The 15,860-nt window shown below is 55.9% G+C and carries 14 protein-coding genes; 3 read left to right on the top strand and 11 right to left on the bottom strand.

Annotation, left to right across the window (positions count from 1 at the left end; translation table 11 throughout):
* Position 1: 1 nt before the first annotated feature.
* The 3 genes from tenA to HEQ60_RS05440 are packed head-to-tail and all read right to left on the bottom strand — an operon-like array spanning position 2 to position 2,514.
* On the bottom strand, positions 2 to 712 hold the full coding sequence (tenA, locus tag HEQ60_RS05450) for a thiaminase II (protein WP_209315424.1): 711 nt from the start codon (positions 710 to 712) through the stop codon (positions 2 to 4).
* A gap of 30 nt (positions 713 to 742) precedes the next feature.
* A complete protein-coding gene (locus HEQ60_RS05445) occupies positions 743 to 1,546 on the bottom strand; it encodes an ABC transporter permease (RefSeq protein ID WP_168070300.1) in 804 nt (267 codons plus the stop codon).
* Positions 1,543 to 2,514 (bottom strand): ABC transporter ATP-binding protein, encoded by a 972-nt coding sequence (locus tag HEQ60_RS05440; RefSeq protein ID WP_168070298.1) that lies wholly within the window; start codon positions 2,512 to 2,514, stop codon positions 1,543 to 1,545. Before HEQ60_RS05440 ends, HEQ60_RS05445 begins: the two co-directional genes overlap by 4 nt.
* 190 nt (positions 2,515 to 2,704) lie before the next feature.
* Here HEQ60_RS05440 and HEQ60_RS05435 point away from each other — a divergent pair, with 190 nt between their 5' ends.
* Complete coding sequence (locus tag HEQ60_RS05435; protein WP_168070423.1) at positions 2,705 to 3,151, top strand: MerR family transcriptional regulator; 447 nt, start codon at positions 2,705 to 2,707, stop codon at positions 3,149 to 3,151.
* Here HEQ60_RS05435 and greB read toward each other — a convergent pair.
* Together greB and HEQ60_RS05425 are read right to left on the bottom strand one after the other, a co-directional pair.
* Positions 3,115 to 3,654 carry a transcription elongation factor GreB gene (greB, locus tag HEQ60_RS05430; protein ID WP_168070296.1) on the bottom strand — a complete coding sequence of 180 codons (540 nt, stop codon included), beginning with the start codon at positions 3,652 to 3,654 and terminating at the stop codon, positions 3,115 to 3,117. The genes HEQ60_RS05435 and greB overlap by 37 nt on opposite strands.
* Positions 3,651 to 6,002, bottom strand: a complete 2,352-nt coding sequence (locus HEQ60_RS05425) for a Tex family protein (protein ID WP_168070294.1) — start codon at positions 6,000 to 6,002, stop codon at positions 3,651 to 3,653. The genes greB and HEQ60_RS05425 overlap by 4 nt, the downstream gene beginning before the upstream one ends.
* A gap of 219 nt (positions 6,003 to 6,221) precedes the next feature.
* Between HEQ60_RS05425 and HEQ60_RS05420 the strand changes: the two genes are divergently transcribed.
* Positions 6,222 to 7,694, top strand: coding sequence for a methyl-accepting chemotaxis protein (locus HEQ60_RS05420; protein WP_168070292.1), 1,473 nt, complete (start codon positions 6,222 to 6,224; stop codon positions 7,692 to 7,694).
* A gap of 6 nt (positions 7,695 to 7,700) precedes the next feature.
* On the opposite strand, the gene HEQ60_RS05415 is transcribed toward HEQ60_RS05420, so the two are convergent.
* From HEQ60_RS05415 to hrpB, 6 genes are read right to left on the bottom strand one after another with little or no spacing between them, the layout of a single operon-like run.
* Positions 7,701 to 9,062, bottom strand: coding sequence for an adenosylmethionine--8-amino-7-oxononanoate transaminase (locus HEQ60_RS05415; protein WP_168070290.1), 1,362 nt, complete (start codon positions 9,060 to 9,062; stop codon positions 7,701 to 7,703).
* A gap of 24 nt (positions 9,063 to 9,086) precedes the next feature.
* Entirely contained in the window at positions 9,087 to 9,728 is a 642-nt protein-coding gene (bioD, locus tag HEQ60_RS05410; protein ID WP_168070288.1) for a dethiobiotin synthase, read from the bottom strand.
* Positions 9,725 to 10,492 carry a methyltransferase domain-containing protein gene (locus HEQ60_RS05405; protein WP_168070286.1) on the bottom strand — a complete coding sequence of 256 codons (768 nt, stop codon included), beginning with the start codon at positions 10,490 to 10,492 and terminating at the stop codon, positions 9,725 to 9,727. Before HEQ60_RS05405 ends, bioD begins: the two co-directional genes overlap by 4 nt.
* The gene (locus HEQ60_RS05400) at positions 10,489 to 11,109 is read right to left on the bottom strand and encodes an alpha/beta fold hydrolase (RefSeq protein WP_168070284.1); all 621 of its coding nucleotides are present in this window, start codon (positions 11,107 to 11,109) and stop codon (positions 10,489 to 10,491) included. Before HEQ60_RS05400 ends, HEQ60_RS05405 begins: the two co-directional genes overlap by 4 nt.
* Positions 11,106 to 12,302: an 8-amino-7-oxononanoate synthase gene (gene bioF / locus HEQ60_RS05395; RefSeq protein WP_168070282.1), complete on the bottom strand. Its 1,197-nt coding sequence runs from the start codon at positions 12,300 to 12,302 to the stop codon at positions 11,106 to 11,108. Before bioF ends, HEQ60_RS05400 begins: the two co-directional genes overlap by 4 nt.
* A 5-nt stretch (positions 12,303 to 12,307) precedes the next feature.
* Positions 12,308 to 14,809 carry an ATP-dependent helicase HrpB gene (gene hrpB / locus HEQ60_RS05390; RefSeq protein WP_168070280.1) on the bottom strand — a complete coding sequence of 834 codons (2,502 nt, stop codon included), beginning with the start codon at positions 14,807 to 14,809 and terminating at the stop codon, positions 12,308 to 12,310.
* Positions 14,810 to 15,013: 204 nt separating this feature from the next.
* Here hrpB and HEQ60_RS05385 point away from each other — a divergent pair, with 204 nt between their 5' ends.
* Complete coding sequence (locus HEQ60_RS05385; protein ID WP_245183785.1) at positions 15,014 to 15,646, top strand: histidine phosphotransferase family protein; 633 nt, start codon at positions 15,014 to 15,016, stop codon at positions 15,644 to 15,646.
* Positions 15,647 to 15,860: the final 214 nt, after the last annotated feature.

Below are 15,860 nucleotides of genomic sequence, written 5' to 3'. Positions count from 1 at the left end.
ATCAGGGCGGGTTCAGGCCCATTTGCCAGAAGTTGCTTTCCAGCACGCAGGCGGTATTGAACGTTCTGACCAAGCTTGTCCAGCGTGGTGATGTGTCAGGCTGATCGCCCAGTGCTTTATGGGCAACCCGGTCCAGAAGAGTACTGACCGAGTGGCATACATCCTGATATTCAGGACTGGCGTAGGTTCTTATCCAGTCTGCATAGGGATGTTGCGACGGCCTGTCCTTGTTCTGTAAGGCCAGCGCATTTCCGATGGCACCATACCCGAAGACACACGGAGTCAATGCCACCAGAAGGTCCAGAAGATCACCGCGCAGGCCGCAATCCATGACAAAGCGGGTATAGGCGATATTGGCAACCTCTTCATCCGTCTTTTCCAGATCGGACAGGGTAATGCCCTCTGCCTCACATGTCTGCACATGCAACGGCATTTCGTACGTGGTCAGGGCATGAACGGTTGAGGCGCACTGGCGTATATCCTCGACGGTTTCAGCCTTGAATGCAGCCAAGGACCATGCCCGCGAGAAGTGAACCAGAAAGATGTAATCTTGCCTGAGATAGTGCAGGAAAGCCTTGCGGGGCAAAGTTCCATCGCCCAGTGCCCGAACAAAAGCATGCCGGGTGTAAGCATCCCAAGCCGGGCGTGATCGATCAACAAGGCTGTCAATCAGTGGGCGGTGAGCGACTTCAATTTTGGCAGGGTAATGCACTGTGTCGGATCCAATATTGACGTGTTCTCTTCAAGATGCAGCAGCCACGCTACTTATTCCCTTGTCGCGGTGGGCAACGCGCTTGGCCCCCAACCACAAGCAAATGGCAACCCAGCTTGTTACAACAGACAGTGACGTCAGGTAGTCGGGGTTGGACAGGCATTCTGCAGCCGTTTGATAGAACGGAATGCGCATAATGGTCAGGGCATGGGCAACTGGATTGGCGATCATGACGATCTGCAGCCACAGCGGAGCACCTGTAACCGGAAACAGGGCTCCCGACAGAAGCCACAGTGGCATCAGAAAGATCATCATGATGGCGTGGAAACCTGATGTTGATTTCATGGTCCATGCAATGGCAAAGCTGAGAGCGGCGTAGCCCAGTGCGGATAACACCATAGCCAGCAAGACCAGAAGCAGTCCGCTGGCTGTAATGGGGAGATCCAGAAATGGAACCGCCAACAGCAAAATAAGGCTTTGGAAAAGGGCAATGCTGGTTCCGCCACCAACCTTACCCAGCACAATTGCCATCCGTGGCACCGGCGCGGTCAACACACCTTGAAGAAAGCCATGCTCCCGGTCCTCGATGACTGTAATGATCGAGAAGATTGAGGCAAACAGGATCAGCATCATCAGCACGCCGGGATAGAAGTATTCCACATAGCTGATCCCATCCATGCCTGGGGGGCGGAAGGAGGGAGAGAACCCGGTTCCAAGAAACAGCCAGAACAGAAGAGGTTGTCCCAGGCTTCCGACAACGCGGTGCGGTTGGCGTATAAAGCGGATGAATTCACGGTGAGCCAGATAACAAGCGGGAAGAACCAGTGCGTTCATGGAACTTTCTCCAGGGCGGGGAAGCTGGTGTGCTCAACCACTTTTTTGCCGGTCACGTGTACGAAAACGTCCTCAAGATCCGGCTGACGAACCCCGATCGACAGAACCTCGGCGCTGTAATGTTCCAGAATACCACTGATCAAGGATGCTGCTTTGTCGGCATTTGTATTGTCGATGCGCAGCTCGTCGCCATAGCGCCATGACGGTTGTCCGAATTCCGAGGACAGGATGGTCGCAAAGGCTTGTGGGTCACGTGGGGTCATCACCACCATGGTTGCCCCGACCCGGGCTTTCAGCATATCCGGGCTGTCATGGGCCAGAAGCCTACCATTGTGCATGATGGCCACGGTATCAGCATAATCGGCATCGGAGAAGACATGGCTGGTCATCAGGATTGTTATGTTTTCGTCCTGCTGCACGCGTTTGAGTGTGTTCAGGAAAGAGCGCCGGCTGGCTGGATCCAGCCCTGTTGTTGGTTCATCCAGCAAAAGAATGCGAGGGCGTGTCAACAAGCACTTTGCAAGTTCGACCTGTCGGGCCAGCCCACCGGAAAGTGTTTCTACCCTTTCATCCAGTCGATTGGCGAGGTCTGTCCATGCCAAGGCCTGAGCACAGCGTGTCCTGTAGTCCTCTGCCCCCAAGCCATGCAGACGCGCATGCAGGCGAAGATTCTCGGCAACGGACAATTGTTTGTCCAGTGCGGGGCTCTGGAAAACCACCCCTGTTATACGCCGGGCAGCCCCGGGATTGACCAGTACGTCGGATCCATCAATATGGATTGACCCCGAAGAAGGCTGTGACAGCCCGCACAGCATGCGAAAAAGACTTGATTTCCCACTGCCGTTCGGGCCGGACATGATACACAGGGTACCCGTTTCAACGGTCAGGTCCAAGTTATTCAGAGCCATCCGCTGCGGCTGGCGTCGTGATCCCGGATAGGTATGACAAAGGTTGCGAACAACAATCATCCGTGCAGGTGTTCCGTACAATGTTGGGCGGCTGTCGCGGCAGGAGTACCCGTTATTTCATACTCGGTTTCGGGCTGCAACAGTGGGGTATCGCCGTTTATCTTTGCTCTTGTGCCCTTGGCCCTGATCGGCCACCCTGATCGCCTTGTCCTGTATGTCGAAAGGACGGAGTGTGAGAGCGCGTCAAGATCTGTTCAGCATTGGGTACCTGGCCAGGCAGAGTGGCTGCAAGGTGCCAACAATCCGGTACTATGAGCAGATCGGTCTGATGCCTGTTCCGGATCGTACTGCCGGTAATCAGCGTGTTTACGGGCCGGCGCATCTGGACCGTCTCAGCTTTATCAGGCACAGCCGTGAGCTTGGTTTTACCCTCGATGACATTCGCGAGCTTTTGCGTTTGTCTGATCATCCGGAAAAACCTTGCCATGAAGTGGATCATATCGCCGTGCGCCACCTGCACCGTGTACGCGACCGCATTGCCAGGTTGCAGCGTCTGGAGCAAGAGCTGGAGCATATGTCCGAGCACCCGAATGGCCATACAGTCCGTGCCTGCCGTGTGATCGAGGTTCTTTCAGACCACAGTCACTGTCTGTCACCCAGTCATGCCTCTTCAGAGGATCCGTCCGGGCGTGGATAAGCGATCGACAGGACTTCCAGTGTACTGATGCCGGCAGGGGTGCGAACGGTTACGGTGTCGCCGATACCGGCTTTCATCAACGCCCGGGCAACAGGGGATTGCCAGCTGATTGAGCCGGTGGCCATGTCTGCCTCGTCCTTGCCCAGAATGGTGACGGTTTTTTCTTCATCGCGTTCATTGACAAAGGTCACTGTGGCACCAAAAAAAACCTGTGACCGGTTTGTTTGCCGTGATGGATCGATTACCTCTGCACAGTCTATCCGTTTCAGCAAGAAGCGGACCCGTCGGTCAATCTCCCGCAGGCGTTTCTTGTTATACAGATAGTCACCATTTTCTGACCGGTCGCCATTTTGTGCAGCCCGCCATACGGCCTCTACGGTCTTGGGTCTCTCAACGGCCCACAGGTGGCGGTACTCTTCTTTCAACGCCTTCAGGCCATGCGGGGTGATCAGGTTTCGTTCCGTTTTTCCGTCTGTGGCAGGTGTGTTTGCAGACCGGATCATGACCGGGGTTCCTTTTTGTTCGGCTTTGTCTTCCACCCGGCTTTGGTTAGGGCATGGGCGAGTGCATTGTCAGTGTTTTGACCCGTTGCGTTACCCTTGTCCTTTGAATGTGCCCGTGGTGTTTTCCGGGTTTCATCCAGTCCGGGTGTCCGGGGCTGGTTACGTGGCTTGCTGGGTTCTTCATCCATCCGCCGTGTCAACGCGATACGTTTAAGTTGTAGATCAACATCCAGAACCTTTACTTTTACGACGTCGCCGACCTTTACAACACTTCTTGGATCTTTGACGAAGCGGTCGGACAAGGCGGAAATGTGGATGAGCCCGTCCTGGTGTACACCGATGTCCACAAAGGCCCCAAAGTTGGCAACGTTGGTAATGGTTCCTTCCAGAATCATGCCGGGCTCAAGATCAGCCATTTTCTCCACGCCATCACGGAACTGCGCTGTCCTGAATTCCGGTCGCGGATCGCGTCCGGGTTTTTCCAGTTCCTTCAGAATGTCAATGACGGTCGGAGTACCAAAGCGATCGTTGGCAAAGGATTCCGGCCGCAAGGTGTGGAGCAGGGAAAGGTTGCCAATCACATGCGCGATGGTCGTTTTGGCAACGGTCAGTATGTTTTGCACAACGGAATAGGCTTCCGGATGAACCGCCGATGCATCCAGGGGTTCATCGCCATTGAAAATGCGCAGGAAGCCGGCGCACTGTTCAAAAGTCTTTGGCCCCAGCCCCGCTACTTTCAGCAAGGTCCGACGGTTCTTGAATGCACCGTTGCTGTCGCGGAAGGCGACAATATTCTCGGCCAGTCGTTCCGAGAGGCCGGCCACACGACTGAGGAGAGGCACCGAGGCTGTATTCAGGTCCACGCCAACAGCGTTAACGGCATCTTCAACAACCACATCCAGTGCCCGGGCCAGTTCCGGCTGAGACAGATCATGCTGGTACTGGCCGACGCCGATACTTTTGGGGTCGATCTTGACCAGTTCTGCAAGGGGATCCTGCAGGCGGCGTCCTATGGAGACCGCACCGCGAAGCGAGACATCAAGATCCGGCAGTTCCCGTGATGCCCAGGCCGAAGCAGAGTACACACTGGCACCGGCCTCGCTCACCGTAACATTGGTGACCCGCTTTTCCGGCATCTGTCGGATCAGTTCAGTGGTCAATGTATCGGTTTCACGACTTGCTGTGCCGTTGCCGACCGCAATCAGCTGTACCTGATGTTTGATGACCAGGCGGCCCAGTGTTGCCAACGCTTCATTCCATTGTTTGCGGGGCTCATGTGGGTAGATTGTTGTTGTTTCAAGCACCTTTCCGGTCTGGTCGATAACTGCGACCTTTACCCCTGTACGGTACCCCGGGTCCAAGGCCAGTGTTGTCCGCATACCTGCCGGGGCTGCCATCAACACATCTTTCAGATTGGCAGCAAAGACCTGTATCGCTTCTTTTTCTGCTTTTTCACGCAGGCGTGTGGTTATGTCTGTTTCAATATGTCCGGACAGCTTGTTTTTCCATGCGGCCCGTACGGTCTCGACAAGCCACGGATCGCTTGCCCGTCCCTTGTTGCCAATGCCGAAGCAGCTGGCAATACAACGCAGGCAGGTTTCACTGTCTCCTGTCTTCTCATCACTGTCCGGGTGGCGTAATGACAGGCGGAGAACACCTTCCGCGGCGCCCCTGAACATGGCCAGCGCACGGTGACCTGCTATATGGCGTACGGGTTCGCGATGGTCAAAGTAATCCGTGAACTTGTTGCCTTGGTCGCTTTTCCCTTTGATAACATTGGAGAATAAAATCCCTTCAGACCACATCATCTCCCGCAGGGTTCCGACGAGTTCCGCGTGTTCAGCGAACCGTTCAATCAGGATGTGGCGTGCCCCTTCCAGCGCCTCTGCAGGGTTTGTAATTCCCTTGTCAGCATCAACAAAGCTGCGGGCCTTGGTTTCAGGATCGTGTCCCGGATTCTCAAGAAGAGCATTGGCCAATGGCTCAAGCCCGGCTTCGCGGGCTGTGGTGGCTTTGGTACGGCGCTTGGGGCGATAGGGGAGGTAGATATCCTCCAGCTTGGCTTTTGTATCGGCACCGTCAATTCTGGCGCGCAGGTCACCGGTCAGTTTGCCTTGGCTGTCGATGCTCTTGAGGATGGTGCTTCGCCTGTCCTCCAGATCACGTAAATATCCCAGTCGTTCTTCCAGAAAGCGGAGCTGTGCATCGTCCAGCCCGCCTGTTGCTTCCTTGCGGTAGCGGGCAATAAAAGGAATGGTTGCTCCTGCAGAAAGAAGGTCAATCGTGGCGTTGACTTGGGATTCCCGGCAACCGAGATCCTGTGCAATCAAGGAGGCAATAGTCGACATAGGCGTAGTGGTCCGTTGTTCTGCTGTTTCCCGTTTGCCGGACCCTAGCCTGCTTTCATGGTTCAGAGAAGGGTCAGGGTATTCGCGCACATTATCTTTTGTGTATGAGTGTATCCATATCTGTCTGCTTGGATACAGTTCCTTTGGCGGTAGAATGTATTTTGGACTGTCAATGCGAGTATGGACACCGTCTCATACAGGGTATCGGGCGGGGGCGTCATGTTTTTTTCCAGATATGACAATGATTTTATCCAGATGCTGTCGCGTGCAACACTGGATGCACTGCCCGATGCTGTCATGATTGCTGACAGTGAAACCCTGACTATTCAGTTTGCCAACAAGCGTAGTATGGAGATTCTTGCTCCCTTGGAGAGATGGTTGCCGGTTCCTCTCAGCAGCCTGATCGGCACCAGTATTGATGCGTTTCATAAAAATCCCGCTCATCAGCGTGCCTTGCTTGCAGATCCGGGTAATCTTCCGCACCGGGCTATCGTGTCTTTGGGGGCGCACAAGCTGGAACTGAAGCTTTCAGCCATTTACGATGGCAAGGGGCGCTATGTCGCAGTGTGTCTGACATGGTCGTTGGCGACCGAGCACCTGCGTGTGGAAACAGAAAATAACGCACGTTTGCAGATGCTGGATCTCATGCCCGTGAACATTATTCTCTGCAACAAGAATGGCATTATAACGTATACGAACAAGAAGAGTCGCGAGACCCTGAAGAAGATAGAACACCTTTTGCCCTGTAAGGCCGAGGAGGTTATCGGGAAGAGCTATGATATCTTCCACCGTCGCCCGGAATATCAAAGGCAGATTATAGAGAAGCTTGGTGACCGGCAGCACCGTGCAGTTGTCCACGTCGGGGACGAGGCAATGGACCTTCGCGTCAATCCGGTCAAGGATCATGCAGGGGCTGTGATCGGTACCATGGTAACGTGGTCGCTTGTCACCGAGCAAGAGCGTCTTGCCAACATGGTTATGGAGCTGGCCTCCAAGGTTAATACTATATCGACAGACCTGAAGATTCAGGCGACAGAAGGTGCTGCTGCTGCTGAGGAAACATCCAACCAGGCAGCGTCTGTGATGGCTGCCGTGGAGCAGCTCAGCGTGTCCATCAATGAAATCAGTGCCCGTTTGTGTGATGCGGCCCGCATCAGCCATGAAACCAAGGAAGAGATGCGGCAGATGTTGGATCAAGTGTATGCTATGGACGAGGCATCGACACAGATTGATACGGTTATTTCCATGATTGCTGCAATTGCCGGTCAAACAAAGGTCTTGGCATTGAATGCTGCCATAGAGGCGTCGCGTGCTGGTTTCGAGGGCAAGGGATTTGCCGTTGTTGCCGAAGAGGTTCATTCCCTGGCACACCAGGCAGCAGAATCTGCGGCTTCTGTTGGTGACCGTATTGGCCTCTTGAAGGATACAACAAAAGCATGCCAAGACATTGCCCATCATCTGATGGGGCAGGTTGAGAACCTGTCAGAGATCTCTGCGGCCATTGCGGCTTCTGTCGAAGAGCAGAGTGCGGCTACATCAGAGATTAGCGGTAATGTTGCGCATGTCTGTACCGCAACTGACACCACCAGCAAAGCCTCAAGCTCTACACTGGCAGCGGCTAGGGAGCTGGATCAGCGCAGCGGCAAGCTGGAGGGGATTATCAAGGACCTGATGAATATGGACGAGCGCTGATTTCCTTCAGAACATGTCAAAGGAGGCAACCGGAACAGGTGCCTGTTTTTCCAGCGTTTGCAGCACGGCTCTGACTGATGTGGCCACCTTTTCCATCTGATCATTGGTGATGCAGTACGGTGGAAGAAGGTAGACCGTGTTGCCCAAGGGGCGGATGAGCATACCGGCTTGCAGGAACAGGTCTCTCAATCGCGGTGCCAACGATGATGCATAGCCAGGATCGGCGCATTCCAGATCAAAGGCTGCAATGGTCCCGGTAACCCGGAAGCGACGCGTCAACGTGCTTTCAGCCACAATGTCTGCCAATGTACTGCGGTGGAATGTTTCAATCTGGTGGCGCGCATCCTTGCAGGCATCTGTTATCAAAAGATCCAGCGATGCCAAGGCTGCAGCACATCCCAGCGGGTTTGCCGTAAAAGAGTGCCCGTGCAGGAAAGCGCGGTCTACGGACTCGTCCAGAAAAGCCTGGTAAACAGAATCACTGGTTACCGTGGCGGACAGGGGCATAAAGCCACCGGTCAACCCCTTGGAGAGGCATATGAAATCGGGTGTAACCCCTGCCTTTACGCACGCAAACAGATCTCCGGTTCGTCCGAAACCTGTCATGACCTCATCAAAGATAACCATGATACCGTGATGGCGCAGGCGCTCTGTGACAGCACGCAGAAAGGCCGGGCGGTGCATGCGCATGCCGCAGGCTCCTTGAACCAAAGGTTCGATCAGGGCTGCGACCGTTGTTTTCCCATGCTGGTCAAGGTGGGCTTCCAGTGCTGTTAGGGCACGCTCTTCCCCATTTTCGACCAAATCATGACCCATGGAGGAATCGTGGCCGGCAATCGGCATGATATCAACCGGAAACAGAAGTTGTTTCCAGGCCCGGAAGAAGTTTGACGAGGCCCCGGCTGACATGGCCCCGACGGTGTCGCCATGATATCCGCCCTCGAAAGCCAGGAACCGGGTACGCTGCTTTTCTCCTTTGTTGGCCGCATGCTGGAAAGCCATTTTCATCGCGACTTCTACGGCCGTTGAGCCATTGTCAGAGAAGAAGACACGGGATAATGGGTCTGGTAGCAGTGCGGCAAGGCGGCTGGCCAGGCGTATGGCTGGCTCGTGTGTAAACCCTGCAAAAATAACATGTTCCAGTGTGGCGGCTTGCTCTGCCACGGCACGGGCTATGGCGGGATGTGCATGCCCATGCAGATTGACCCACCACGATGAAATAAGGTCCAGGATATGGCGCCCATCCGTCGTTGTCAGAACGGTCCCTGATGCGGACCGTACGGGTATGGCATCCGGGGCTGTCATGGCCTGGGTGAAGGGATGCCACAGGTGAGCCCGGTCCAGGGCAATCAGACTGCTGGTTTCCATATCCATCATCATTGCTCTGCTTTGTTACATCCAGGCCGAAAGGTCAAGGGTTTCTGCCGCGTGCCGGATGGATGTCTTGTCCAGTGGGGAGAGCACGGGAATATGGCCGATTACGGGAACCTGTCCAAGCCGCTTGATCGTGCTGATGTTGTCCGGGTTGTCCGGCCCGCAAAACAGAACCCCTGCAACAGAGATATGGCGTGCCTTGAGTGCTTCCAGGCTGAGCAGGGTATGGTTGATGGTTCCCAGTCCTGTCCGGGCGACGATGATAACGGGTAGCCCCAATCTTTTCATGATATCGATCATCAGGACCCGATCGGTCAAGGGCACCATCAGGCCGCCGGCACCCTCAACGATCAGGGGGCTTTCGGAGGGAAACCTGTTCTCCAGGTGTGCTGGTTCAACGGTCTTCCCCTCAAGCCGTGCAGCTTGGTCCGGCGACAGGGCAGCCTTGAAAGAGAAAACAGGCGCAGGGAAATCATCCGGGTGATGGCCTGTCAGGTTGGCTACTGTTGCTGTATCTCCGCCCGGCAGATCATCAGTACCGGATTGTACCGGCTTCCAGTACAGGGCACCTGTTGCCTTGACCAAGCAGGCACAGGCAACAGTTTTTCCGACATCTGTATCGGTGCCGGTGACAAAAAAGCCGCGGAATGTTGTCTTCATGGCCGGCTCCATATAACAGTCAGGATTTCATAGGTCATGGTCAGGGGGTGCCCCTGCGTTATGTGCATCAGGCGACGCATCTGGGATACGGTCATGGGTGCTGCTTGTTGTGGGGCTGTACGGGCCCCGGTATGGCGCAGATGGCCAAGAAACTCGAACAGGTTTGCACAGGACATCGGCACACTATGTGCGGAGATATGCGCATGGGGCAGGTTCATGGCCAATGTATCCTGATTTGGCCCCAGGGGTGCGGGAGCTTGCACGCTAGCCTGCCTGCACAGGGATCTCCACTCGGCAAATGTTTGCGATCCGGGCAGGGTCATTGCCAGAATTCCCCCGGGACGCAATAAACTGTAAAGCCGCCGTAAAGCCGCGGGACAATCAGAGAACCACTGTGCTGTCATGTTCGACACCACAAGATCGACGGATTGTGGGGGAAGGTTCGGCCATTCCCCATCCATGCACCGGCCATTCAGGTTTATGGCATGGGGCTGCATGCGACGCAGACAGGCTTGAACCATGGAAGGCGCAATATCCGTGGCATGCCAAAGGGCAGGGCGAAGGACCGGTGCAAGCTGTTCAGTCAGGAAACCGGTTCCACACCCAACTTCCAGAACAACAGGGCAGGAGGGCAGGTTAATAGCCTTCAGGCTTTCAGCAAGGGTTGTTGCAATGTGGCGCTGGATGGCGGCGGCGGCATCATAGGTTGTTGCTGCATCATTGAAACGCCGGGCAACCTTCTGTTTCCAGGCGATCGTGTTCATGACCGGATGATCCTGACAATAGCGTTGGCAACAATGTGTGGGTGGCTATGTAACAGCCTGTGTCCACCCTCTTGGATGATCGCGGCGGAATCACCAAAGCATGCCCGGCTGTGTGCAACAGATACAAGAGGATCCCTGTCTCCGGCCAGCGCAAGGGCAGGCTGTGCCGGGCGTCTGTCTGCCTCAAGAAGGCGGGTCAACCCGGCAGACAAGGCTTCGTGGTTATAGGTCGCGCTGTTATCTAGGAAACGGGAAGCCCCGATACTGGATAGAAAGGTTATGACCGTTGATGCTGTATCTTCATCCAGTCGTTTCCGCATGCGCTGGAGAATGCGGGCGGGCACTCCTTCCGGGAAATCTACCCCTGCACAGAACCGCGTGAATCCATTGACCGCTATCCATGGAATATCGTTCAAATCCGGGTGATCCAGTGCGTCCAGGCATCCAAGGGAATACCCCACAATAAGGTCAGGCCTGTGTCCGGACCATGGCTTTTGTTGGCCGAAATACCCTGCGTCGGGGCATTCTGTATCCAAGTTGTTCGGTAAATTGGCCTGCACCTCCTTCCAGTCTTGAGCAGAGCCGGCCCAGCCATGAAGCAGAAGAATGCGTGTCATGCGCCGCACCGTGCAAAGGCCTGAAAAGCGTCCATCAGTCGATCAATCTGGTCACGGGTGTGTAGCGCCGACAGGGCAATCCGCAGGCGTCCTGTACCGGGGGGAACCGTTGGTGGACGGATGGGAACTACCAGAAAACCCTTTTCTTCCAGTATGGCTGCTGCGGCCAGTGTGTCGTGGTCATTGCCAATGACGGCGGGAATAATCTGGGTATCGGAGTCCAGTGTATCAATCCCGATCTGTCTCAACCCTGATCGCAGTGTGTTGCCTATCTCCAGCAGGTAGCGGCGCTGGTTCTCAAGGGAAGGCAGGATTCTCAGCGCGGCCAGTGCTGCGGCCAGAACCGGTGGTGGCAGCGCGGTTGCATAGATAAACCCTCTACAATGGTTGATGAGCCACTCGCGCAGAAGGGGAGAGGTTGCAACAAACGCCCCATAGCCGCCCAGCGCCTTGCCAAAGGTACCCATCACAATGTCAACCTTGCCCTTGACGTTGGGGTCAGCACACAGTCCGGCTCCATCCGGCCCCAGAACGCCTGTGGCATGTGCTTCGTCAACGTATAGAAGAGCACCATGTTCCTGGGCTAGCTTTACCAGTTCCGGCAGGTTTGCACGGTCGCCGTCCATACTGAAAACGCTTTCCGTAATGATGATCCGTGTTTCGCTTTGGTGGCTGTGTTGCTTCAGCAGATCAGAGAGATGAGACAGGTCATTGTGACGAAACCTCAGCTGACGTACCCCGGCCAGCTTGAGACCATCGTGGATCGAGGCATGAGCCAGGCGATCCACCAGAACAAGCGGAGCGGTCTTTGTCGTGCCCTGATCCAGCAGGGCAGCAAGAACAGAGGCATTGGTCTGGAACCCTGATCCTGTCACTAGGGCAGAGCCCGTTCCCTTCAGCGCGGCCAGTTGGTCTTCCAGCATGTCATGCAAGGGTAGGGTGCCGCAGATCAGGCGTGATGCCCCGGCGCCACACCCGCTTTCCTGCACTGCGTGGGAGACAGCCTCTATCAGGGCAGGATGGTGCGACAGACCCAGATAGTCATTCGATGACATATTGATAAGGCTGCGTCCGTGGCGTCTCACGGACATGCTATTTTCTGTCTCTGTGGTGCACAGGGAACGGTATCGCCCTTGTTCTTTCAGGGCTTCCAGCGCATGCGCGATACGGGTATGCCAAACAGGATCAATCATGGCTCTCAGGTATTTCCACGTGGTTTCGCCCGGTTGGTTGGCGTAGCTGTCAGGGGATCGTCGGGCCAAGGGTGGCGGGGATACCGTCCACGCATTTCTGCCCGTATGGCCGGGTAGCTCCCGGTCCAGAATCCCGGCAGGTCACGGGTTATCTGCAATGGCCGCCCGGCCGGAGATAGCAGATGAACCGTCAGAGGTATCATGCTTTCTCCTGTCGAGGGGTGCGTGCGGCATCCAAACAGCTGCTGGATCCGCACCGACAAGACTGGTATTTCACCGCTTGTATAGTCCAAGGGGATTCGCTCCCCTGTCGGAACCGTGAAATGGGAGGGGGCAGCGCGTTCCAGCTGCTGGCGTTGCGTCCAGGACAACATGGCTGTCAGGGCAGACAGGAGATCAAGACGCTTCAGGTGCTCCAGTCGGGTAAGCCCGTTTGCAAACGGGACGAACCAGTCCGACAGGCTGTCCAGAAGTCCTGCATCTGTCATATCGGGCCAGTTGTCCTTGTCCTGTTGGGCCAGAAAGGTGACTCGTGCACGGAATTGCTGGCTCTGCTTGTCCCATGGCAGGCAATGCAGGCCTGTTTGACGGATGCCTTCAGCCATGACCAGTGCCGCTGTGTGCGAATCAAGGGCGTTGTTGACCTTCTCGCCAAGGACCAGTGCACCCAAGCGCTGTTGTACCCGGGACAGAACGCTGCCAGTTCGTGGGTCCCAGCATGTTATGGTCTGTTCTTCGATGGAATCAGCAAACAGGGATTCCAGATCCTGCCGCTCAAGGGGTGCGGCCAGGAAAATACGTCCGTTGGCACCTTGGCCATCAAGGTCCATGACAACCAGGAAATCATGCACTGCAAGTGGGTCATCCGGGGGCAGTGCCGCGCTTCGTCCGCCGGATAGTGTGTAAGTGCCTTGTGCCCTTTGTTTTCCGATCCGGTCCGGGAAGGCCAGTGCGGCCACCAGGCCAGACTTGGTTGTTCCGGTTTCTTCTTGCAGGCCCAGTTTTTTTTGCCACCCGGATGACAGATCGCGAATACGCGACAGGGCGCGGTGGTCGACCGATGCGTCCTTGGCCTTGCCCTGAACCAGCTCCAGGCGATGCCGTAGATCGGCATTACGACAGGCGCGGGCGGGATCCCGTTCGGCAAGCACGGCTGCTATGGTGCAGGCCAGTCCACCCAAACCCAAAGACTGAGCCGACAGGACCATATGGGACAAGCGCGGGTGCAGCGGTAAGGCTGCCATTGCCTTTCCGTGTTGTGTTATCCGCCCATCCTGATCAAGAGCCCCCATGGCCTGCAGAAGATCTTCGGCACGGGCCAAGGCTGGAGCAGGGGGAGCAGCCAGCCATCGGAGTTGCTCTGCCCGTGCTCCCCAGACGGCAAGATCCAGGCGCAGCGGTGTCAGGTCTGCTTCGGTGATTTCTGGCGGTGGGAAGGGTGCCAAGGCCCGATCTTCCGCTTCGCTCCACAGGCGGCACCCCAGTCCCGGTCCCAGTCGTCCGGCACGCCCCTGGCGCTGGGCAGCTTCAGCGGTACTGACCCGGGTGGTGACCAGATGCCCCATTCCGCTGCCGACATCGAAGCGGGACCGGCGTGAAAGACCTGAGTCCACCACAATGTGTATGCCATCGATGGTCAGGGATGTTTCTGCAACCGACGTTGCAAGCACGATTTTGCGACGTCCTGTGCCTGCCGGTGCAAGGGCACGGTCTTGCTCGTGAGGTGGCATGGCTCCATAAAGCGGGTGTACATCAATGTGGCCGGGAAGGCCTGCTGATAACAGGATATGTGCGGTACGGCGTATTTCCTTCTCACCGGGAAGAAAGGCCAGAATGGATCCCTGTTCTTCCTCCACAAGGGTCTGAATGGCTTCAGCGCAGGCGTGCTCTGTGCTTATCCCGCGCCGTGGTGGCAGAAAACGGGTGGATACAGGGAAGGTGCGACCTTCCGATGTTATGATGGGGGCCTTGCCAAGAAGGGAAGACAACGGCGCACTGTCAAGGGTAGCCGACATGACGAGAAGACGCAGGTCTTCACGCAGTGCTTCCGAGATGTCCAGGCACAGGGCAAGGCCAAGGTCAGCTTGCAGGGAGCGTTCATGAAATTCGTCAAAGATGACCAACCCGACACCGGTCAACCCCGGATCTTCCAGGATCATACGGGTCAGAATGCCCTCGGTCACAACTTCGATCCGTGTATGGCTTGATACGCAGCGGTTCTGACGAATGCGGAAGCCGACGGTTTCTCCCGCTTTCTCACCCAGCATGGCCGCCATGCGGGCGGCACTGGCCCGTGCGGCCAGGCGACGGGGTTCAAGCATGATGATCTTTTTGTCGGCAAGCCAAGGCTCATTTAGTAGGGCCAAGGGTACGGATGTCGTTTTTCCGGCCCCGGGTGGTGCCTGCAGAACCACACGTCCTGTTTTCTCCAGTGCCGCCCGCAAATCCGGAATAACAGCGCTGACAGGAAGGTGTGCAAAAACAGTATCGGGTACAGGGGTCTTCATGAGCCGCTGATTGCCACCTTTCCTTTCTGGCGGCAAGGGTGAATTACCCGGCCTCTGGACATTATCTGCCTGCACGAAGCGGAAAAAGGCATGAATGGAGGGCCATTTCTGTTGTATTTCATCTTGTTGTTTTGGGGTGGTATGGTCCATCGTTTCTTGGGGTAATCCAAGGGTTCATACCAGAACAGGGGGTCAGCCATTGTGATGCAGGATGCTGATCTTGCGGACTTGTTGTGTACGCGTCTGTGTCATGATCTGGCCGGGCCTGTCGGGGCTGTTGTTGCCGGCATGGAGCTTATGGCAGATGAAGATGATCCACGGTTGGCCCGTGAAACAGTTGCCCTTCTGAAAGGATCGGCTGATGCGGTTTCAAGCCGGCTGCGATTCCTGCGTACGGTTTTTGGCATGTCGCTGGCAGAAGAGCGCGATCTTGCCGATTTGGCCACACTATGTGACGAGTGGATCCGGGCAACAAAAAGCGGTATCACCCTGCTCTGGGGTGATGACTTTGATAGACCATCTACCCCGGGTCACGTCGGGCGCATGATTCTTTGCATGATCATGCTGACGGCTGACCATCTTGTTCGTGGTGGGTCCATTTCTGTCCGTTCCGGGGGAGGGCACCTCGATAGAGGCGTTGTGGTTGCGGCTACAGGGACACAGGTTACCCTTATCCCGGATCTTGACCATCTTTTGTCTGGGCAGCCCGTTGTTCCCGGACCACGCAATGCCCCGGTTATCCTGCTTCATCAGCTTGCCATGCGGGCTGGATGGTGCCTGTCCCACGCCTTTTCAAAGCAGGAAATAACCCTTTGCGCAACACCAATGCGTTTATAATAATGTTTCTTGTAATCCTGAGGTTTTCCATTTGATGGCGCTGTGGCAATGGACAGCAAGAACCCTTCTGGTCCCGTTTTTTCCGTGTTACAAAAGCGTTCTGGGTGCCGGATTATCCGGTCAGGGAGGGGCGTTGTGCGCCGCACCGCCGGATATGGTGGTTTTTGACGGCTTCGTTCTCGGCGCTCTCGTGGAAGAGCATTGGGGAGATACC

Origin of the sequence: Haematospirillum sp. H1815 (genome assembly GCF_012102705.1) — a bacterium.
In the GTDB taxonomy this organism is placed as follows: domain Bacteria; phylum Pseudomonadota; class Alphaproteobacteria; order Rhodospirillales; family Rhodospirillaceae; genus Haematospirillum.
Note: the sequence above shows the minus strand (reverse complement) of the source record. Positions and strands in the feature narration are given on the sequence as shown.